The organism is Pseudomonas sp. F01002 (genome assembly GCF_004402115.1).
GTDB classification, from domain to species: domain Bacteria; phylum Pseudomonadota; class Gammaproteobacteria; order Pseudomonadales; family Pseudomonadaceae; genus Aquipseudomonas; species Aquipseudomonas frigoris.
On the sequence record NZ_SOPU01000013.1, the window covers coordinates 114977 to 135806 of the forward strand.

The window sequence follows — 20830 nt, forward strand, 5'->3', positions numbered from 1 at the left end:
TTCACGCCGCAAGCGAGTCCGTCGGGTTTTGTGTCTTGGTCGGCTACCTGGCGCCAAGATCAAAAGATCGCAGCCTCCGGCAACTACGGGGGGATAGGCGTCGATCCGCAGAGGTCCAACCTGACAGCGCCGTCAGTTAGCAGTCACCTTCCTGACGGGCGAACAGGTTTATAAAGGACGGTATAAACCTGACAAAACCCCGACCACTTAGCCCGGCGCCTCACTCGCATGCGAATTCAGAAAAAAACCGCCTTGATCGCAGGTCTGCTGATTGCCTTGGCAGCGCTGGGCACGTGGTACCTCACCAAACCCGCCACGGCAAAACTGGCCGCTCCGACCGCCATTCCCGTACGGGTCGTCAGCGTCACCGAAAAAGACGTCCCCCGCTACGTCAGCGGCATCGGCTCGGTGCTGTCGCTGCACAGCGTGGTAGTGCGTCCGCAAATCGATGGCATCCTCACCAAAATCCTGGTTAAAGAAGGCCAACTGGTGAACAAAGGCGCCCTGCTCGCCACCATCGACGACCGCTCGATCCGCGCCAGCCTCGATCAGACCCGGGCGCAACTCGGTGAAAGCCAGGCGCAGCTGCAAGTGGCCTTGGTCAACCTCAAGCGCTACAAACTGTTGAGCGTCGATGACGGCGTTTCCAAGCAGACCTACGACCAGCAACAAGCCCTGGTCAACCAACTCAAAGCCACCGCCCAAGGTAACCAGGCCTCGATCGACGCCGCTCAGGTGCAGCTTTCCTACACACAGATTCGATCTCCGGTCACCGGTCGCGTCGGTATTCGCACGGTAGACGAAGGCAACTTCCTGCGCATGACCGACGCTCAAGGCCTGTTCACGGTGACCCAGATCGACCCGATCGCCGTGGAGTTCTCCCTGCCACAGCAAATGCTGCCGACCCTGCAGGGTCTGATCAACGATCCGGAACATGCTCAGGTGAAGGCCTACATCGGCGCCGACACTGACGGCGAAACCGGCAATCTACTGGGCGAAGGCCACCTGACCCTGATCGACAACCAGATCAACGCCAACACCGGGACCATTCGCGCCAAAGCTGAATTCAACAACCCCGGGCAGAAACTCTGGCCGGGCCTGCTGGTGACGGTAAAGATTCAGACGGCTCTGGATAAAGATGCGCTGGTGGTGCCACCCACTGTCGTACAACGCGGTCTCGATCAACATTTCGTGTACCGGGTCAACGGCGACAAGGTCGAAACCGTCACCGTACAAATGGTCTATCAAGGCAGCGGTCAGGACATCATCAAAGGTGTCAAACCGGGCGACGTGCTGGTCAGCGACGGCCAGTCGCGGCTCAAGCCCGGTTCGACGGTGCACGTAGTGACTGACCCGCCGCAAGTGGTTCAATCGGAGCCGAAACCATGAAGGGCCATGGCTCGGTCTCTGCCTGGTGCATCGACCATCCGGTTGCGACGATTCTTCTGACCTTTGCGTTGGTGCTGCTCGGTGTCATCGCTTTCCCGCGCCTGCCCATCGCGCCATTGCCGGAAGCCGAATTCCCCACCATCCAGGTCGCCGCGCAATTGCCCGGTGCCAGCCCGGAGACCATGGCGTCGTCGGTGGCCACGCCGCTTGAAGTGCAATTCAGCGCCATCCCGGGCGTGACCCAAATGACCTCTAGCAGCGCACTGGGCTCGACCAACCTGACCCTGCAATTCACCCTCGACAAAAGCATCGACACCGCCGCTCAGGAAGTTCAGGCCGCGATCAACACCGCCGCCGGCAAACTGCCCAAAGACATGCCGACCCTGCCGACCTGGAGGAAGGTCAACCCGGCCGACAGCCCGGTGCTGATCCTCAGCGTCAACTCGACCCAAATGCCCGGCACCGAACTCAGCGACTTGGTGGAAACCTTGCTCTCCCGTCAGATCAGTCAGATCGACGGTGTGGGCCAAATCAACATCACCGGTCAGCAACGTCCGGCGATCCGCGTTCAAGCCTCGGCGGACAAACTCGCGGCCATCGGCCTGACACTGGCGGACATTCGTCTGGCGATCCAGCAAACCAGCCTCAACCTGGCCAAAGGTGCTTTGTACGGCGAGTCGAGCATCTCGACGCTGTCGACCAACGACCAGTTGTTCCATCCTGAGGAATACAGCCAACTCATCGTTTCCTACAAGGACGGTGCCCCGGTTCACCTCAAGGATGTGGCCAAAGTCGTCAACGGTTCGGAAGATGCCTACGTGCAAGCCTGGGCCGGTGACAAGCCTGGGGTGAACCTGGTGATTTCCCGGCAACCGGGCGCCAACATCGTCGAAACCGTGGATCGCATCCAGGCCGCCCTGCCCGGCCTCGAAGCCATGCTGCCAGCCTCGGTGCAGGTCAAGGTGCTGGTCGACCGCACCCAGACCATCCGCGCCTCGCTGCACGAGGTGGAAGTCACCCTGCTGATCGCGATCATGCTGGTGGTGGCGGTGATGGCGCTGTTCCTGCGCCAATGGTCGGCGACCCTGATCGTGTCCGCCGTGCTGGGTGTTTCGCTGGTCGCCAGTTTCGCCCTGATGTACATCATGGGTTTCAGCCTGAACAACCTGACGCTGGTGGCGATCGTGGTGGCCGTGGGGTTTGTGGTCGACGATGCGATTGTGGTGGTGGAGAACATTCACCGTCACCTTGAAGCTGGTGACGGCATGCGCGAGGCGGCGATCAAAGGTGCCGGCGAGATCGGTTTCACCGTGGTCTCCATCAGCTTTTCGCTGGTGGCGGCGTTTATTCCGTTGCTGTTCATGGGCGGCGTGGTCGGACGGCTGTTCAAGGAGTTCGCCCTGACCGCCACTTCGACCATCATGATTTCGGTGGTGGTCTCACTGACGTTGGCGCCAACGCTTGCCGCGCTGTTCATGCGCGCCCCGGTGCATCACGCCCACAGCAAACCTACGTTTGGCGAACGCTTGCTGACAGGCTATGAAAAACTTCTGCGCCGCGCCCTTGCCCACCAGAAGCTGATGATCGGGGTGTTCTGCCTGTCTCTGGGCCTGGCGATTGCCGGCTACATCTTTATCCCCAAGGGTTTCTTCCCGGTGCAGGACACCGGTTTTGTCCTCGGCACCACCGAGGCCGCCGCTGATATTTCCTACGGCGACATGGTGAAAAAACACCTGGCGATGGCCGAAATCGTCGCGGCGGATCCGGCGGTCGCGGCGTTTTCCCACTCGGTCGGCGTCTCTGGCAGTAACCAGACCATCGCCAACGGTCGCTTCTGGATATCCCTGAAAAAACGCGGCGACCGCGACGTCTCCGCCAGCCAGTTCATTGACCGGATTCGTCCGCAACTGATGAAAGTCCCGGGCATCGTGCTGTACCTGCGCGCCGGCCAAGACATCAACCTCAGCTCCGGCCCGAGCCGCGCACAATACCAATACGTGCTCAAGAGCAACGACGGTGCAGTTCTCAGCACCTGGACCCAGCGCCTCACGGAAAAACTGCGCAGTAACCCGGCGTTCCGTGACATTTCCAACGACCTGCAACTGGGCGGCAGCATCACCCACATCAGCATCGACCGCAGCGCCGCGGCACGTTTTGGCCTGACCGCCAGCGATGTCGATGAAGCGCTGTACGACGCCTTCGGCCAGCGGCAGATCAATGAATTCCAGACTCAGATCAACCAGTACAACGTGATTCTGGAACTGGATACCAAGCAGCGCGGCAAGGCCGAAAGCCTCAACTATTTCTACCTGCGCTCGCCCCTGAGCGGGGAAATGGTGCCGCTGTCAGCGCTGGCGAAATTCGATGCGCCGACCGTGGGTCCGCTGTCCATCGCCCATGACGGCATGTTCCCGGCCGCCAACCTGTCGTTCAACCTCGCGCCTGGTGTGGCGCTAGGCGATGCGGTGATCATGCTCAACCAGGCCAAGGCCGAAATCGGCATGCCGGCGGCCATGAGCGGTAACTTCCAGGGCGCGGCCCAGGCGTTCCAGAGTTCGCTGGCCAGCCAACCGTGGTTGATCCTGGCGGCGCTGGTGGCGGTGTACATCATTCTCGGCGTGCTTTACGAGAGCTTCGTGCATCCGTTGACCATCATCTCGACGCTGCCGTCGGCGGGGCTCGGCGCGGTGATCATGCTGTGGATTTGCGGGCAGGACTTTTCGATCATGGCGCTGATCGGGCTGGTGCTGCTGATCGGGATCGTGAAGAAGAACGGCATCCTGATGATCGACTTCGCCCTCGAAGCGCAACGCAAGGGCGGGCTGCCGCCGGAAGAGGCGATCTACCAGGCCTGTATTACGCGGTTCCGGCCGATCATCATGACCACCCTCGCCGCCCTGCTCGGCGCGCTGCCATTGATGCTCGGCTACGGCACCGGCGCCGAACTGCGCCAGCCCTTGGGGATCGCGGTGGTCGGTGGCTTGCTGGTGAGCCAGGCGCTGACGCTGTTCACCACTCCGGTCATATACTTGTGGCTTGAGCGGCTTTTCCATAAGCCCAAACCCGCACCGATGCCGGCGCTGGCAACCACAGACTGAGGCGGGGTCATGCGCGTTCTGATTATCGAAGACGAAGAAAAAACCGCGGATTATCTGCACCGCGGCCTGACGGAACAGGGTTACACCGTGGACTTGGCGCGAGACGGCGTCGAAGGCCTGCACCTGGCGCTGGAAAGCGACTACGCGGTGATCGTCCTCGACGTTATGCTGCCGGGCCTCGACGGCTTCGGCGTACTGCGCGCGTTGCGTGCACGCAAGCAAACCCCGGTGATCATGCTCACCGCCCGTGAGCGAGTGGAAGACCGGATCAAAGGCCTGCGCGACGGTGCCGACGATTACCTCGGCAAACCATTTTCCTTCCTCGAACTGGTGGCGCGCCTACAAGCGCTGACCCGCCGCAGCGGTGGCCATGAACCGGTGCAGGTGAGCATCGCCGACCTGTGGATAGATTTGATCAGCCGCAAAGCCACCCGCGCCGGCACTCGCCTGGACCTGACCGCCAAGGAGTTCTCGCTGCTGAGCGTACTGGCCCGCTGTCAGGGTGAAATCCTGTCGAAAACCGCCATCGCCGAGATGGTCTGGGACATCAATTTCGACAGCGACGCCAACGTTGTCGAAGTCGCGATCAAACGCCTGCGGGCCAAGCTCGACGGGCCGTTCGACGAGAAACTGCTGCACACGATTCGTGGCATGGGTTATGTGCTGGAGAGCCGTAGTGTCCAGTAACTCGATTGCTCTGCGCCTCAGCGAGATGTTCACGCTGGTGGCGCTGCTGGTGTTTCTGTTAATTGGCTGGGCACTTTATCAACAGGTCGATAAAGGCCTGGGTTTGTTGCCCGAGGCTGAGCTGGACGCGCGCTACAGCGTGCTCGAATCCACAGTCGGCCGTTACGGCACGCCCGAGCATTGGGTGAAGATCAACAACAAGCTCAAGCTGCTCGGCGAAGAAGACAAGCGCATCAGCTTCTGGATCATCAGCGGTGATCCGCACTACGAATACGGCAACCTGACACCGCAGATCCGCGCCTTTGCCGAAGGCCCGCTGGGCATGCGCGACTTGAATCTGCCGGATCAGCCTTATCCGCTGAAAGTGCTGGTCAGCCAGTTCCCGGCCAAGGATCAACGCCCACCGTTGCGCTTCATGATCGGCATCGACACCGAGACGTTTCTGCAGACTCAACATCATCTGCTGATTGCCCTGATCAGCCTGGCGATCATCGGCGTGTTGCTGGCGTCGGCCCTCGGTTATTGGGTGGCGCGGATCGGCCTCAAACCGCTGATCAAGTTGTCCCAGGAAGCCCAGCGGCTGGCCCCGCCGCTGTTGTCCGGTCGCCTGCAATTGTCGCCTCTGCCGCCGGAACTGAATCAGTTCGTCAATTCGTTTAACTCGACACTGGAGCGGGTCGAACAGGCTTACTCGCGCCTTGAGTCGTTCAACGCGGACGTCGCCCATGAACTGCGCTCGCCGCTGACTAATCTGATCGGCCAGACCCAGGTTGCGCTGACTCGCGGGCGATCCGCCGAACACTATTTTGAAGTGCTGCAATCGAACCTTGAAGAGCTTGAGCGACTGCGCTCGATCATCAATGACATGCTGTTTCTCGCCAGCGCGGATCAAGGCAGCAAGGCCACCAAACTGACCTCTACGTCGCTGGCCGATGAAGTGGCGACGACCCTGGAGTATCTGGATTTCATCCTTGAGGACGCGCAGGTTCGGGTGCAGGTCAGTGGAGACGCGCAGGTGCGGATCGAGATTGCTCATCTGCGCCGGGCATTGATTAATCTGCTGAGCAACGCGGTGCAACACACCGAACCTGGGCAGGTGATTGAGGTGCGCATCGAGGTTGAGGAGCATCAAGTGAGCATCGGGGTTGCGAACCCTGGGTCACCGATTGCCAGCGAGCATTTGTCGCGGTTGTTTGAGCGTTTTTATCGGGTGGATGCATCGCGCAGCAACAGTGGCAACAACCATGGGTTGGGGTTGGCGATCGTCAAGGCGATTGCACTGATGCACGGCGGGGATGTGTTTGTGCGCAGTGATCATGGGATGAATACGTTTGGGATTCACCTCCCTGTCTGACCCCATACGACACCCGGACTGCCCCCGGTCCTGTAGCAGCGAAGCCTGCGTCCGGCTGCCTAGCAGTCGTAAACCCTACACGCGCGGTCTATCTGACAGACTGCAGCGCTTGATCTCGCGACTGCTTCGCAGCCGGACGCAGGCTTCGCCAGCTGCTACAGGTTCGGGCGCCGGTCTGCCAACTATTGCTTTCAGCGCAACAGTCCTTTCATGAATCCGCTCTTTTTCCCTTCTCCAATCCCCCTTATCTTTGCCGCACCAAACAGCACTTGCCAAGCAAGAAGGTTTAAAGATGTCCAACACTATGGGTATTGCCAGCGCTTTCGTTTTGTCCTCTTTGTTTCTGTCTCCGTTCGCCATCGCTGAAGAGTCGCAGACGTTCGTCGCGCAAAATTCCGCACGCGCTGCTGCATTCGAACAGTATCAGAGCGAAATGACAGCCAAGGCTCAGGAAGCTGCGCAAACCCCTCAAGCGTCGACCACTCAGGCCCAGCCAACGGTTGAGAAAGACAGCTGATTGCCCAGTATCACTTTGTTTCCCTCGACACTTTTCACCGGCTCTTCCCTTTGAAAAGTTGTCTTCAAAGCCGCTGCTATCAGCGGCTTTTTTTCGTTGTGGTTTTAAACAGCTTCAGTTCGTCTTCCCTAACAAGAAACATCCTGAGTCTCAAACATTGAGGCTCTTAGTTGACCCAAGGAGCTTTACCGCTAGTGCGTTTCCCTCTTAGATTCAGCCCGTTATTCATTGCAATCACTGCAACGGTGACGCCTGCTGCTCACGCCGCAGACGACTCAAACGCCGAAGGTTTCGTTGAAGGATCGAGCCTCAACCTCAACGCCCGCAACTACTACATGAACCGCAATCGCCTGCAGCAGACGGACGACAATATTGAATGGGGCCAGGGTTTCCTAGGCCTCTTCGAATCGGGCTACACCCAAGGCACCGTCGGTTTCGGTGTTGATGCCCACGCCATGCTCGGGCTCAAGCTCGACGGCGGTGGCGGTACCGACGGGTCGAGTATCCTGCCGATCAGCGATGGCAACGGCAAAGCGCCAAGTTCGTTCTCGACGGCGGGCGGCACGCTGAAAATGCGTGCCTTCGATACCGAACTGAAGGCCGGTGATTTGTTTATCACCAACCCGGTGATCGCCGACGGCGAAACCCGCATGCTGCCCCAGACCTTTCGCGGCGTCAGCCTGACCAACCACAGTTTTGACGGCTGGATGATTGAAGGTGGCCAGGCAAGTTTCACCAAGCCTTACAACCAGAGCGGACACACCCGAATCGGCACGTCCTACGGCAGCTTGGCCGACGGTGACGAAAGTAAGCACCTGAATTGGGCCGGCGTGGCCTGGAGCGGCCTGCCGGGGTTGACCAGCAGCCTCTATGCTTCCGAACTCAAGGACATCTGGAACCAGTATTACTACGATCTGGACTACACCTACGCGCTGAATGATCTGGTCAGCCTCAACCCGGGTCTGCACGCCTATCACACGCAAGACACCGGCAATGCGCTGCTGGGCAACATCGACAACAACACCTACAGCCTGCATTTCACCGTTGGTGTGGGCAATCACAGCGTTACCGCCGCCTATCAGCGGGTCAATGGCAACACGCCGTTCGACTACATCAGCCAGGGTGACAGCGTCTACCTCGACAACTCCCAGCAATATTCGGACTTCAACGGCCCGAACGAACGCTCATGGAAACTCAAGTACGCCTACGACTTTGTCGGGCTCGGCCTGCCCGGCGTGACCTCGGAGGTCTCTTACTCCCGAGGTGAACTGGACCTGACCAAGGTCGATCCGGCCAGCCCCGGTTATGCTTCGTGGTACAGCGCTGATGGCAAAAACGCCAAGCACTGGGAACGCGACATTGATCTCAAGTACGTGGTTCAGGGCGGCAAGGCCAAAAACCTGGCGCTGCGCCTGCAATGGGCGACCAACCGTGGAGGCAACGGCTACGGCGCGCTGGATCAGGACACCGATGAATACCGGGTGATCGTCGACTACCCGCTCAATGTCTTCTAAGCTTCAATAAGTAAAAGGCCAGCACGTTTTGCTGGCCTTTTTTTTATCCGGGATTTATACAGGCGCTCCGAACGCAAACGGTTTCTGGGATTCTGCCCGAGTCTTGCAAAACACTTTCATAACGCCTCATTAGCAGAAGTCAGAACCATGAGTGTGAGCAGTGCAACATCTCACCAGCCGATCCGGTCGACGCGATCGGAGCGGCTTCTGGTTCTCGGCAGTTTGCTGCTGGTGATTGCGATATTGAGCATCGTGGCGTTCCTGCTCATACGCGAACGCGCCAATGCTGAACAGTCTGCCACTCGCGCAGCAACCAACATCGTGCAACTGATCGACGCCGACGTGCTGCGCAATGTCGAACTCTATGACCTGTCCTTGCTCGGCTTGATCGCTGCCTCGCAGCGTGAAGACCTCAAGAACGTCTCCCCGGCTATCCGGCATCTGGCCTTGTTTGACCGTGCCACTGCCGCGCCGTACAAGGGCGACATTTTGTTGCTGGACAACAAGGGCGACGTGATCGCTGACTCGGCCTCGGTAGAGCCTAGAAAGGGCAATTTTGCTGACCGCGAATACTTTCAGTCGCACGTGACCAATCGTGATCCGAGCATGCTCATCAGCCGTCCCTTCCGGTCCAGACAGGCTGAACATGAATGGCGAATCAGCTTCAGTCGCCGGGTCAGCGGCTCACAGGGCGAATTTCTTGGCGTGGCCGAAGCCGCCATGCGCTTGAGTTATTTCGATCAGCTGTTCAACAGCTTGAGCATCGGTCGTGACAGCTCGGTCAACCTGATCAGCTCGGACGGGATTCTTCTGGCTCAGGAACCCCGCCTGGCTGAAGAGCTGATTGGCAAAGACTTCAGCAACCGTCCCAACTTTCAGCGCATCGTCAAAGAAGGCAACGGCAGCTTCACCGGTGTTTCAAGCCGCTACAAGGACAAACACCTGTACACGTTCTCCAAGGTGGGCAACTTGCCGTTGATCGTCATCGTTGCACTGTCCAGTGATGAAGTGTTTGCCTCGTGGAAGCGTACGACGGTAGTGGTTAGCGTTGCGACTATTGCGCTGTGCATCAGCTTGCTCTGGCTGACTTGGCTGCTCAGCCGAGAACTGCGCCTGCGCCACAACGCCGAACAGGAACTGGCGCAACTGGCGGCCACCGATGCCTTGACCGGCCTGGCCAACCGCCGAACGCTGGATCAGGTCCTGCGTCATGAGTGGTTCCGCGCTCAACGTTCCGGCCAGCCGTTATCGCTGCTGATGATTGATGCCGACCACTTCAAGGCCTTCAACGACCGTCATGGGCATCAGGCTGGCGATGATGCGTTGCGCTCGGTGGCCAAGTTGATCTCTGACAATGTGAGACGACCAGCCGATCTGGTCGCCCGTTACGGCGGCGAGGAGTTTTCGGTGATTCTCGCGGAAACCGACAGCCAGGGTGCGCAACAGATTGCCGAACACATCCGAGCGACAGTGGAGCAATTGCCGCTGGTGGCAGATGCCGAGTCGCCGATTACTGTCAGTATCGGTATCAGTACCTGGACCACCTCCGCCGAGATCAGTCTGGAACAGCTATTGTTTGCAGCGGACAAGGCGCTGTATCAGGCCAAGGAAAGCGGGCGTAATCGGGTGGTTTGCGCGGATTAGAAGCCAGAATCAAAAAATCGCAGCCTTCGGCAGCTCATTTTGGAACGCGTTTCTCTGTAGGAGCTGCCGAAGGCTGCGATCTTTTGATCCTGGATCCAGGCATAAAAAAAGGCCACCCGAAGGCAGCCTTTAAAAAACTAGAGAGGTTTTTTACTTACACGGCCGCAACTGGACGCATGTAAGAGATCGGTGCAGTGCTGGCGTCTTCGAAAGTCACGACTTCCCAAGCATCTGTCTGCTCAATCAACTTGCGCAGCAGCTGGTTGTTCAATGCATGTCCGGACTTGAAGCCCTTGAACTCACCAATCAGGCTATTGCCCAGCAGGTAGAGGTCACCAATTGCATCGAGGATCTTGTGCTTCACGAATTCGTCTTCATAGCGAAGGCCGTCTTCGTTCAGTACACCATCCGCGTCGACCACAATAGCGTTTTCAACGCTGCCGCCGAGTGCGAGGTTGTGCTTGCGCAGGTACTCGATATCACTCATGAAACCAAAGGTACGGGCGCGGCTGACTTCTTTTACAAACGAAGTGCTGGAAAAATCCACGCTTGCACTTTGTGTGCGGTCACGGAAAACCGGGTGATCGAAATCGATCTCGAAGCTCACTTTGAAACCTTCGAAAGGGACGAAAGTGGCGCGCTTGTCGCCGTCTTCCACTGTCACTTCCCGCAGGATCCGGATGAACTTCTTGGCGGCGTCCTGTTCTTCCAGGCCGGCCGATTGGATCAGGAATACGAAAGGTCCAGCGCTACCATCCATGATCGGAACTTCAGACGCGGAGAGCTCGACGTAGGCGTTATCGATGCCCAGGCCAGCCATGGCCGAGAGCAAGTGCTCCACCGTATCCACTTTGGTGTCACCACTGACCAATGTGGTCGACATCGTGGTTTCACCAACGTTTTCCGCGCGGGCAGGAATCTGCACCACAGGGTCGAGATCGGCACGAACAAACACAATGCCGGTGTCGATAGGTGCGGGCTTGAGGGTCAGGTATACCTTCTCCCCGGAGTGCAGGCCTACACCTGTAGCACGGATAATATTTTTCAGTGTGCGTTGTTTAATCATGGCTTGGGCCGCTTCAGCGCAAATTGCGAACTGGTATCAACAAAGGCTGGCGATGATAGCAGACCAGACCTTTGCTGAACACCAATCACCTTCATAGCCCTGATACATTCCATTAATCGGCCTGACGACGCAGGAAAGCCGGGATGTCCAGGTAGTCCAGATCATCTTGCGGATTCATCTTCGCGGCAGTCGCAGCACCGGCCTGAGCCTGGTTGCGCATGACGGTCGGACGGTCCAGGTCACGGTAGTTTACCGCAGGCGCTTCCTGACGAGCAGAGGCTTGTTGCTGCGGCTGCGATGCCACGGACGTGTGCATGGTGTTGTCGATAACCTTCACAGGCTTCTCGATTTTCGCGCCCAAACCAGTGGCAACTACGGTCACGTGTAGCTCGTCGCGCATGTCCGGATCGATAACGGTACCGACCTTGACCATTGCGTGTTCGGAAGCAAAGGCTTCGATGATGCTACCCACGTCGGAGTACTCACCCAGGGACAGGTCAGGACCGGCGGTGATGTTCACCAGGATGCCGCGTGCACCTTGCAGGTTCACGTCTTCCAGCAATGGGTTGCGAATGGCCGCTTCGGTGGCCTCACGTGCACGGTTCGGACCGCTGGCGCAGCCAGTGCCCATCATCGCCATGCCCATTTCGCTCATCACGGTCCGTACGTCGGCAAAGTCGACGTTGATCATGCCCGGACGCTTGATGATGTCGGAGATACCGCGAACGGCACCGGCCAGTACATCGTCGGCCTTGGCGAATGCGGACAGCAGGCTTGCGTCCTTGCCAAGGATGGTCAGCAGCTTCTCGTTGGGAATGGTGATCAACGAGTCGACGCTTTCAGACAGCAGACGGATGCCTTCATCGGCGATCTGCATGCGCTTGCGGCCTTCAAACGGGAACGGACGAGTCACCACCGCAACGGTGAGAATCCCCATTTCCTTGGCCACTTCCGCAATGATCGGCGCAGCACCGGTACCGGTACCACCGCCCATGCCAGTGGTGATGAACACCATATTGGTGCCCTGCAGGACTTCGGCAATGCGCTCACGATCTTCGAGAGCGGCCTGACGACCTACTTCAGGGTTGGCGCCAGCGCCGAGACCTTTGGTCACGCCGGTGCCCAGTTGCAGGATGGTCCGTGCGCCGATGCTTTTCAGCGCTTGGGCATCAGTGTTGGCGCAGATGAATTCAACGCCTTCAATGTTGCTCTTGACCATGTGGTTGACGGCGTTGCCGCCGCCTCCGCCAACACCGATAACTTTAATAACCGGGCTTGCGGGGATGTTGTCTACGAGTTCGAACATTTTCCCTCTCCTTTACGTTCTCTAGTTTTTTCGCCTACTGCTTTTTGCTGCGGTGCTGCGGTAAATCTTTAGAAATTGCCTTGTACCCAGCTCTTGAAGCGATCGAGCAAGGCGACTTTCGGTTCTTCATTGCTGTAGCTGTCGCGGCTGCTGATGCCCGAGAACGAAATCCCGTCGGACTGCTTTTGCAGGCCGTACATCAACAGGCCAACGCCAGTGGAATAAATCGGGTTACGGACCACGTCGTCCAGGCCCTTGACGCCATGCGGCACGCCTAGGCGGACCGGCATGTGGAAGATTTCTTCGGCCAATTCGACCGCGCCTTCCATCTTCGACGTACCACCGGTCAGCACGATGCCGGCCGGGATCAGGTCTTCGTAGCCACTGCGACGCAGTTCGGCCTGGATCAGCGTGAACAGCTCGTCGTAACGCGGCTCGACCACTTCGGCCAGGGCCTGGCGGGAGAGCTCGCGCGGTGGACGGTCGCCAACGCTTGGGACCTTGATGGTTTCACCGGCACCGGCCAGTTTGGCCAGGGCGCAGGCGTAGCGAATCTTGATTTCTTCGGCGTACTGGGTCGGGGTGCGCAACGCCATGGCGATGTCGTTGGTCACCTGATCGCCCGCAATCGGGATCACCGCGGTGTGACGGATCGCGCCTTCGGTGAAGATCGCGATGTCGGTGGTGCCGCCACCGATGTCCACCAGGCACACGCCCAGCTCTTTCTCGTCGTCGGTCAGGACCGAGTAGGCCGAAGCCAGTTGCTCGAGAATGATGTCGTCGATTTCCAGGCCGCAGCGACGCACACATTTTTCAATGTTCTGTGCGGCGTTGACGGCGCAGGTGACCACGTGAACCTTGGCTTCCAGACGTACGCCCGACATGCCCAGCGGCTCGCGAACACCTTCCTGGTTATCGATCACGTAATCCTGCGGCAGGGTGTGCAGCACGCGCTGGTCAGCCGGGATCGCTACAGCCTGGGCGGCGTCGAGAACGCGCTCGAGGTCGGCGGAGCTGACTTCGCGATCACGAATCGCCACGATGCCGTGAGAGTTCAGGCTGCGGATATGATTGCCAGCCACGCCGACGAACGCCGAGTGAATGCGGCAACCAGCCATCAGCTGCGCCTCTTCGATCGCGCGCTGGATCGACTGCACGGTGGACTCGATGTTCACCACCACGCCTTTCTTCAGGCCACGGGACGGATGGGTACCGATCCCGACGATTTCCAGCGTGCCGTCGTCCGAGACCTCGCCGACCAGCGCCACCACCTTGGAGGTGCCGATATCGAGACCGACGATCATTTTGCCGCTTTGCACGTTTGCCATGGTCCTGCCTCTTCTTAATTCTTCGCGACAGCGGGTTGGGCTGTCGTGGGCGCTACAGGTTCCCGCCAGCCAACAGCGAGGCCGTTGGCGTAGCGCAGATCGATGCGCGCAATGTTCGTAATCTGTTCTTTAAGCGTCTTGTCATAGATGGCAATGAAGCGGCGCATCTTTTCCAGCAGGTTGCCGCGTCCCAGCAGCAGTTCGATTCCCGGGCCTGCGCTGCCGGCGCCGGTGGTCAGGAACCAGCTGCCTCGGTCACGCAACTCCAGGCGCGCAATCGAGAAGCCCAACGGCCTGAGCATCTGGCTCAGCACCTGGTATTGCTGCATAACTTGCTGTTGGGCCCGTTGTGGGCCGAACAGCTGTGGCAAGTGTTCGTAATTCGCCAACTCACGCGGGGTGAACGCCTGACCCTGGTTGTTCAACAGCGACTCATCGCCCCAACGGGCCACCGGCAGTTGTTCTTCCAGGCGGATCACCACTTGATCCGGCCACACCCGACGCACTTCGGCGTGGGCAATCCACGGCATCGTTTCAAGCTCGGTACGCATGCTCGCAAGATCGATGGTGAAGAAGCTCGACGCCACGTACGGGGCGATCCGCTGCTGCACCGCTTGCTGGCTGATGTAACTCAAGTCGCCCTGCACGTTGATCTTGGTAATCGGCCGGTCGGCGTACGGCAACAAACGCTGCGCGCCTTCGTAAGTACCGAAACCCAGTGCGACCAGCAGCACGGGCCAGAACAGGCTTTTCAGAAAACCAAAATTGGCTTTCGGCAGGCGCGCAGACATCGGCTCTTTGGCCACCATTCGGCTGGCACCCCGCGGTACCGGCTTGCGGCCGGGTGGTGCGGAGGGCTGATGTCTCAGCTGTGCGCCTTGCATGGTCTTAACCTCGCGGCTCAACATTATTGGCAACGCTAGCGGCCAAAATCGCCAAAACCAGTTGCTGGAAATCCAGACCGGCAGCACGAGCCGCCATCGGCACCAGACTGTGATCGGTCATGCCCGGTGCGGTATTGACTTCCAGGAACCAGAACTGCCCGTCGGCGTCCTGCATCACGTCAGCCCTGCCCCAACCGGCGATACCCAGCGCCTCACAGGCTTTCGCCGTGAGGTCCATCAGTTCTTTTTCTTTGCTGCTGTCCAGGCCACACGGAATCCGGTACTGGGTATCGGAAGCCACGTACTTGGCGTCGTAGTCGTAGAAACTGTGCGTCGTGCCCAGGGCAATCGGTGGCAACACCTGGTCACGCAGGGTGGCGATGGTGAACTCCGGACCTTGAATCCATTGCTCGACCAACACTTGCGAATCGTAGGTACTGGCCGCTTTCCACGCGTCGATCAACTCCGACGCGGAGGTCACTTTGGCCATCCCGATACTTGAACCTTCATGGGCCGGTTTGACGATCAAAGGGAAGCCCAGTTCCGTCGCCGCCGAAATACAATCGGCCTCAGAACTCAGTACGGCATGGCGTGGCGTCGGAATACCGAGGCTGTGCCAGACCTGTTTGGTCCGCAGCTTGTCCATGGCCAGCGCGGAAGCAAGAATGCCGCTGCCGGTGTACGGAATACCCAGGCATTCCAGCAGGCCCTGCATGCTGCCGTCTTCACCGCCACGACCGTGGAGAATGATGAAGGCGCGATCGATTTTTTCGTTCAGCAGACGCTGCAAAAGATCATCGCCCACGTCGAGACCAAACGCGTCCACACCGGCGCTCAGCAACGCGTCGAGAACTGCGTTACCCGACTTCAGGGAAACCTCACGCTCGGCACTCTTGCCGCCGAAGAGCACGGCGACGCGGCCGAAATCTTTCGGCGCAATAGTGGAGACAAGGTTGGCGTAAGCAGCAGTCATTTCAACTTCCCCACGCTCGGCGCAGCAACGGCGCCAGCGAACAACGGACTTTTCAACAGTTTCGGTGCGAGACCGCCGATGTCACCGGCGCCCTGGCACAGCAGGATGTCGCCAGCACGCAGCAGCGGCTTGACGATGGGCGCGAGGTCAACACCGCGCTCGATGTAGATCGGGTCGAGCTGACCGCGCTGACGAATGCTGTTGCACAGCTTGCGGCTGTCGGCGCCCGGGATCGGTTCTTCACCGGCCGGATAGACTTCCATCAGCAGCAGGACGTTGGCGTCGGCCAGCACATTGACAAAATCGTCGTACAGGTCGCGGGTCCGGCTGTAACGGTGCGGCTGGTAGACCATCACCAGACGGCGTTCCGGCCAGCCACCGCGCACGGCTTTGATGACCGCTGCGACTTCGGTCGGGTGGTGACCGTAGTCGTCGACCAGCATCACGTTGCCGCCTTCTACCGGCAGTTCGCCGTAGACCTGGAAGCGTCGGCCGACACCCTGGAACCCGGACAGGCCCTGGACGATGGCTTCATCGCTGACGCCTTCATCGGTGGCGATGCAGATGGTTGCCAGTGCGTTCAGCACGTTGTGGTTGCCCGGCATGTTCACCGAGACATCCAGCGGATCGCGATCAGGACGCAGCACAGTGAAGAAGGTCTGCATGCCTTGCTGGCGCACATTGATCGCGCGCACGTCGCAATCGTCGCCGAAGCCGTAGGTGACCGTCGGGCGTTTGACCAGCGGCAGGATTTCACGCACCACCGGATCGTCCAGGCACACCACCGCCAAACCGTAGAACGGCAGGTTGTGGAGGAACTCGACGAAGGTTTTCTTCAGTTTGTTGAAGTCGCCGTCGTAGGTCGCCATGTGATCGGCGTCGATGTTGGTGACCACGGCCACCAGCGGCTGCAAGTGCAGGAAGCTGGCGTCGCTTTCGTCAGCTTCAGCGATCAGGTACCGGCTGGTGCCAAGCTGGGCGTTAGTGCCCGCTGCATTCAGACGGCCACCGATCACGAATGTCGGGTCCAGGCCACCGGCGGCAAACACCGAAGCGATCAGGCTGGTGGTGGTGGTTTTGCCATGGGTACCGGCGACGGCGATGCCGTGGCGGTAGCGCATCAGCTCAGCCAGCATTTCAGCGCGAGGCACCACCGGGATGCGGCGTTCCAGGGCAGTGGCGACTTCCGGGTTGGAGGTGTTCACGGCGCTGGAGGTGACCAGCACGTCAGCGTTCGCCGCGTTCTCGGCGCGGTGGCCGATATAGATGTGCGCGCCAAAGGATTCCAGGCGCTCGGTCACCGGCGAGGCTTTCAGGTCGGAACCGGACACTTCATAGCCCAGGTTCAACAACACTTCCGCGATGCCGCACATGCCCACGCCGCCGATACCGACGAAGTGGATTTTACGGATGCGGCGCATTTCCGGTTGCGGCATGGCTTTCTGATTCTCAACCATGGGCCACCTCCAGGCAGGTATCGACCACGTTACGGGTTGCATCGGGTTTCGCCAGGCGGCGTGCCGCGGTGGCCATGTCGGTGAGTCGTTGTGGTTGCATCAGGACCTCTGTCAGGCGTGCGGCAAGATCCGCTGCGCCAGTCGTTCTTTGCGGCATCAGGAAGGCAGCGCCTTCACGGGCCAAATAATCGGCGTTGCGGGTCTGGTGATCGTCGATCGCGTGGGGCAAAGGCACCAGCATCGAGGGCAGACCGGCGGCAGCCAGTTCACTGATGGTCAGCGCGCCTGCGCGGCACACCACCAGGTCGGCCCAGCCATAGGCTTGGGCCATGTCATTGATGAAAGGCTGCACTTGCGCCTCGACGCCAGCCGCGCGATAGCGCTCTGCAGTCACTTCATCGTGGTTTTTGCCGGCCTGATGAAACACTTCCGGACGCAGGTCGGGGGCGACTTGCGACAGGGCTTCAGGCAGCAACTTGTTCAACGGTTCTGCGCCCAGGCTTCCACCCAGGATCAGCAAACGCGCCTTGCGACCGGCCAGAGCCTGTCGCGGTGTTTCGAGGAACAGCTCGGTGCGCACCGGGTTACCGGTGGTCCGACGGCTGCCCGACAGGGTAAAGGTGTCGGGGAACGCTTCACAGACTCGGGCGGCCAACGGCACCAGCAACCGATTGGCGGTACCGGCTACGGCGTTCTGTTCATGAACGATCACCGGCACGCCGGCCAGTTTGGCTGCAACGCCACCAGGACCGGTCACATAACCGCCAAAGCCGACGACACACACCGGCCGCAGCTGACGAATGATCGCCCGCGCCTGCCAGATCGACTTGAGCAACATGAACGGAGCCTTGAGCAGGGACAGCTTGCCCTTGCCACGCAGACCGCTGGCATTGATCCGATGCAATTCGATGCTGGCCACCGGAACCAGATCGTTCTCGATGCCACGCGGGGTCCCGAGCCAATGCACGGTGTAACCACGGGCCTGGAATTCGCGAGCACAGGCCAGCGCCGGGAACACATGGCCACCGGTGCCGCCCGCCATGATCAATACGTTAGCGCCCATGGGTCGGCTCCTCGGCGAAGTCGCTCTCATGGAACTCCATCTCTTCGCTGCCCAAGTGGGTTCGACTTTCCCATTCAATGCGCAGCAACAAGCCGAGACAGGCACAGCAGATCACCAACGAGCTACCGCCATAACTGAGGAACGGCAGGGTCAGACCTTTGGTTGGCAGCAGACCGACGTTCACCCCGATATTGATCAGGAACTGACCAATCCACAGGAACGACAAGCCGTACGCGATGTAGGCGGCGAAAAACTGCTTGGCCTTCTCGGCCCAATAACCGATGTACATGCCACGAATACAGACAAAGACGAACAGCGCTACCGTGCACAAAGAACCCACGGCACCCAGTTCTTCGGCCAGGACCGAGAACACGAAGTCGGTGTGGGCTTCCGGCAGGTAGAACTGTTTCTGCACGCTGTTGCCCAGGCCAACGCCCAGCCATTCGCCGCGACCAAAAGCGATCAACGCTTGAGACAACTGATAGCCGGCACCGAACTGGTCGGCCCACGGATCCGCAAAGTTGGTCAGGCGCGCCATTCGATACGGCTGCACTTGAATCAACAACACCACCGCCGCGACCGCCAGGACAACCATCAAGGAAAAACGGAACAGCCCGACCCCGCCGAGGAACAGCATCGCAGCAGCAGCCCCCATCATCACGACGGTGGCACCGAAGTCCGGCTCCATCAGCAACAGACCCGCCATTGGCAGCAGAACGATGAACGGCTTGAAGAAGCCCATCCAGCTTTCACGCACTTCTTTCTGGCGACGCACCAGGTAACCGGCAAGGTAAATAACGACAAATACCTTGGCGATTTCCGACGGCTGAACGTTGAAGAAACTGAAGCCGATCCAGCGCATCGAACCGTTCACCTCACGGCCGATCCCCGGGATGATCACCATCACCAGCAAACCGAACGCACCAATCAGCATCAGCCAGCCCAGGCGTTGCCAAGTGGCGATCGGAATCATCATGGTGACGATGCAGGCACCCAGGCCCAGCACGATGTAAATAAGGTGGCGAATCATGTAATACAGGGCGCTGCCCGACTGCACAGCCGCCACTTCGGTCGATGCCGATGCAATCATGACCAGCCCGAGGCCGATCAATGCCAGGCAGCCGGCGAGCATCGGGAAGTCGAGGTCGATGCCGCGTCCGGTGATGATCGGCGACGGATAGGGTTTGATGATGTTCATCAGGCTCATACCAGATCCTCCACAGCGCGGACGAACTGGTGACCACGGTCTTCGTAATTCTTGAACATGTCGAAACTGGCGCAGGCGGGCGACAGCAGCACGACGTCGCCCGGTTGCGCAGCGGCGCGGCACTGCTCGACTGCTTCGATCAGCGAAGCGGCGCGGATCAGCGGCACGGCATCGCCAATGGCCTCACCGATCTTGTCGGAGTCGCGGCCCATCAGGATCACGGCGCGGCAGTTGACCGCCACCGGAGCACGCAGATCATTGAACTCGGCGCCCTTGCCATCTCCACCGGCGATCAGCACGACCTTGCCGTCGATGTCCGCGCCCAGGCCTTCGATGGCAGCCAGTGCGGCGCCGACGTTGGTGGCTTTGGAGTCGTTGTAGTAGCCCACGCCATTCAGGTCACGGACCCATTGGCAGCGATGCTCAAGCCCGGCAAAAGTACGCAGGCTCGACAGCATGGCGTCGAACGGCAGGCCGACCGCGTGGCCCAGCGCCAATGCCGCCAGGGCGTTGGACTGGTTGTGGGCGCCGCGAATTTTCAACTCGCGCACCGGCATCAGGTTCTGGAATTCGAAGGCCAGGTACTTCTCGCCGTCTTCTTCGCGGATACCGAATGCCTTGAAATCAGGTTTGCTCAAACCGAAGGTCCAGCACGGCTGGCCTTCGCCAATCAGCGGACGGCTCAGGGCATCCTGACGGTTGACCACAAACTGCTTGGCACCCCGGAAGATCCGGTGCTTGGCCAGGTGATAGGCCGGCAGACCGCTGTAGCGATCCATGTGGTCTTCGCTGACGTTGAGCACGGTCGCCACTTCGGCGTTGAGTTGATCGGTGGTTTCGAGCTGGAAGCTCGACAGTTCCATCACGTACAGCTCGACGTCGTCGCTGAGCAGGTCCAGCGCCGGCGTGCCAAGGTTGCCGCCAACGGCGACACGCTTGCCGGCCGCCGCAGCCATCCCGCCGACCAGTGTGGTGACGGTGCTTTTCGCGTTGGAACCGCTGATGGCGACGATCGGCGCCTTCGCGTTACGCGCGAACAGCTCGATGTCACCGGACAATTTCACGCCACGGGCGGCGGCAGCCTGCAGGGCCGGGGTCGCCAGCGCCAGGCCGGGGCTCACGTAGAGCTCGTCGGCGCGGCACAGGAATTCGACGTCCAGCTCGCCACAACGCACTTCCACGTGCGGATAGTCACGCTTGAGCGTGGCCAGTTCCGGTGGATTTTCCCGCGTGTCGGCGACGGCAAACGACGTGCCCCGGTTCGCCAGGAAGCGAACCAGGGACATGCCGCTCTTGCCGAGGCCGACAACGATGCGGAAGTGGTCAGAAGCGATCAGAGACAC

16 protein-coding genes are annotated in these 20830 nt (G+C 59.8%); 7 read left to right on the top strand and 9 right to left on the bottom strand.

From position 1 onward, the window contains the following. Nucleotides 1-228 precede the first annotated feature (228 nt). From E3W21_RS07645 to E3W21_RS07675, 7 genes are all read left to right on the top strand, one after another. Nucleotides 229-1389: an efflux RND transporter periplasmic adaptor subunit gene (locus E3W21_RS07645; protein ID WP_134418956.1), complete on the top strand. Its 1161-nt coding sequence runs from the start codon at nt 229-231 to the stop codon at nt 1387-1389. Further along, nucleotides 1386-4487 carry a multidrug efflux RND transporter permease subunit gene (locus tag E3W21_RS07650; RefSeq protein WP_134418957.1) on the top strand — a complete coding sequence of 1034 codons (3102 nt, stop codon included), beginning with the start codon at nt 1386-1388 and terminating at the stop codon, nt 4485-4487. The genes E3W21_RS07645 and E3W21_RS07650 overlap by 4 nt, the downstream gene beginning before the upstream one ends. 9 nt (nt 4488-4496) lie before the next feature. Further along, nucleotides 4497-5174 carry a heavy metal response regulator transcription factor gene (locus tag E3W21_RS07655; protein ID WP_134418958.1) on the top strand — a complete coding sequence of 226 codons (678 nt, stop codon included), beginning with the start codon at nt 4497-4499 and terminating at the stop codon, nt 5172-5174. Next, a complete protein-coding gene (locus E3W21_RS07660) occupies nt 5164-6528 on the top strand; it encodes a heavy metal sensor histidine kinase (RefSeq protein WP_134418959.1) in 1365 nt (454 codons plus the stop codon). The genes E3W21_RS07655 and E3W21_RS07660 overlap by 11 nt, the downstream gene beginning before the upstream one ends. 292 nt (nt 6529-6820) lie before the next feature. Further along, the gene (locus tag E3W21_RS07665; protein ID WP_129441387.1) at nt 6821-7045 is read left to right on the top strand and encodes a hypothetical protein; all 225 of its coding nucleotides are present in this window, start codon (nt 6821-6823) and stop codon (nt 7043-7045) included. Between the two features lie 194 nt (nt 7046-7239). Further along, entirely contained in the window at nt 7240-8559 is a 1320-nt protein-coding gene (locus E3W21_RS07670; protein ID WP_134418960.1) for an OprD family porin, read from the top strand. A 147-nt stretch (nt 8560-8706) separates the two neighbouring features. Next, nucleotides 8707-10203 carry a sensor domain-containing diguanylate cyclase gene (locus tag E3W21_RS07675; protein WP_134418961.1) on the top strand — a complete coding sequence of 499 codons (1497 nt, stop codon included), beginning with the start codon at nt 8707-8709 and terminating at the stop codon, nt 10201-10203. A 154-nt stretch (nt 10204-10357) separates the two neighbouring features. Here E3W21_RS07675 and lpxC read toward each other — a convergent pair whose 3' ends face one another. From lpxC to murD, 9 genes are all read right to left on the bottom strand, one after another. Beyond that, nucleotides 10358-11269: a UDP-3-O-acyl-N-acetylglucosamine deacetylase gene (gene lpxC, locus E3W21_RS07680; RefSeq protein ID WP_095130494.1), complete on the bottom strand. Its 912-nt coding sequence runs from the start codon at nt 11267-11269 to the stop codon at nt 10358-10360. Between the two features lie 112 nt (nt 11270-11381). Then, on the bottom strand, nt 11382-12575 hold the full coding sequence (ftsZ, locus tag E3W21_RS07685; RefSeq protein WP_134418962.1) for a cell division protein FtsZ: 1194 nt from the start codon (nt 12573-12575) through the stop codon (nt 11382-11384). A gap of 68 nt (nt 12576-12643) precedes the next feature. After that, nucleotides 12644-13903 carry a cell division protein FtsA gene (gene ftsA / locus E3W21_RS07690; RefSeq protein WP_033061341.1) on the bottom strand — a complete coding sequence of 420 codons (1260 nt, stop codon included), beginning with the start codon at nt 13901-13903 and terminating at the stop codon, nt 12644-12646. A 14-nt stretch (nt 13904-13917) separates the two neighbouring features. After that, nucleotides 13918-14787, bottom strand: coding sequence for a cell division protein FtsQ/DivIB (locus E3W21_RS07695; RefSeq protein WP_008147517.1), 870 nt, complete (start codon nt 14785-14787; stop codon nt 13918-13920). 4 nt (nt 14788-14791) lie between these two features. After that, nucleotides 14792-15760, bottom strand: a complete 969-nt coding sequence (locus E3W21_RS07700) for a D-alanine--D-alanine ligase (RefSeq protein ID WP_129441379.1) — start codon at nt 15758-15760, stop codon at nt 14792-14794. After that, nucleotides 15757-17217, bottom strand: coding sequence for a UDP-N-acetylmuramate--L-alanine ligase (gene murC, locus E3W21_RS07705; protein ID WP_134418963.1), 1461 nt, complete (start codon nt 17215-17217; stop codon nt 15757-15759). Before murC ends, E3W21_RS07700 begins: the two co-directional genes overlap by 4 nt. Next, nucleotides 17210-18280: an undecaprenyldiphospho-muramoylpentapeptide beta-N-acetylglucosaminyltransferase gene (murG, locus tag E3W21_RS07710; RefSeq protein WP_134418964.1), complete on the bottom strand. Its 1071-nt coding sequence runs from the start codon at nt 18278-18280 to the stop codon at nt 17210-17212. Before murG ends, murC begins: the two co-directional genes overlap by 8 nt. Further along, complete coding sequence (ftsW, locus tag E3W21_RS07715) at nt 18270-19487, bottom strand: putative lipid II flippase FtsW (protein WP_095130486.1); 1218 nt, start codon at nt 19485-19487, stop codon at nt 18270-18272. The genes murG and ftsW overlap by 11 nt, the downstream gene beginning before the upstream one ends. After that, entirely contained in the window at nt 19484-20830 is a 1347-nt protein-coding gene (gene murD / locus E3W21_RS07720; RefSeq protein ID WP_134418965.1) for a UDP-N-acetylmuramoyl-L-alanine--D-glutamate ligase, read from the bottom strand. The genes ftsW and murD overlap by 4 nt, the downstream gene beginning before the upstream one ends.

Bases quoted from the DNA above. Each gene is read 5' to 3' on its own strand.
- E3W21_RS07645 (WP_134418956.1), top strand. From the start codon at position 229: ATGCGAATTCAGAAAAAAACCGCCTTGATCGCAGGTCTGCTGATTGCC.
- E3W21_RS07650 (WP_134418957.1), top strand. From the start codon at position 1,386: ATGAAGGGCCATGGCTCGGTCTCTGCCTGGTGCATCGACCATCCGGTT.
- E3W21_RS07655 (WP_134418958.1), top strand. From the start codon at position 4,497: ATGCGCGTTCTGATTATCGAAGACGAAGAAAAAACCGCGGATTATCTG.
- E3W21_RS07665 (WP_129441387.1), top strand. From the start codon at position 6,821: ATGTCCAACACTATGGGTATTGCCAGCGCTTTCGTTTTGTCCTCTTTG.
- E3W21_RS07675 (WP_134418961.1), top strand. From the start codon at position 8,707: ATGAGTGTGAGCAGTGCAACATCTCACCAGCCGATCCGGTCGACGCGA.
- lpxC (WP_095130494.1), bottom strand. From the start codon at position 11,269: ATGATTAAACAACGCACACTGAAAAATATTATCCGTGCTACAGGTGTA.
- ftsZ (WP_134418962.1), bottom strand. From the start codon at position 12,575: ATGTTCGAACTCGTAGACAACATCCCCGCAAGCCCGGTTATTAAAGTT.
- ftsA (WP_033061341.1), bottom strand. From the start codon at position 13,903: ATGGCAAACGTGCAAAGCGGCAAAATGATCGTCGGTCTCGATATCGGC.
- E3W21_RS07695 (WP_008147517.1), bottom strand. From the start codon at position 14,787: ATGCAAGGCGCACAGCTGAGACATCAGCCCTCCGCACCACCCGGCCGC.
- E3W21_RS07700 (WP_129441379.1), bottom strand. From the start codon at position 15,760: ATGACTGCTGCTTACGCCAACCTTGTCTCCACTATTGCGCCGAAAGAT.
- murC (WP_134418963.1), bottom strand. From the start codon at position 17,217: ATGGTTGAGAATCAGAAAGCCATGCCGCAACCGGAAATGCGCCGCATC.
- murG (WP_134418964.1), bottom strand. From the start codon at position 18,280: ATGGGCGCTAACGTATTGATCATGGCGGGCGGCACCGGTGGCCATGTG.
- ftsW (WP_095130486.1), bottom strand. From the start codon at position 19,487: ATGAGCCTGATGAACATCATCAAACCCTATCCGTCGCCGATCATCACC.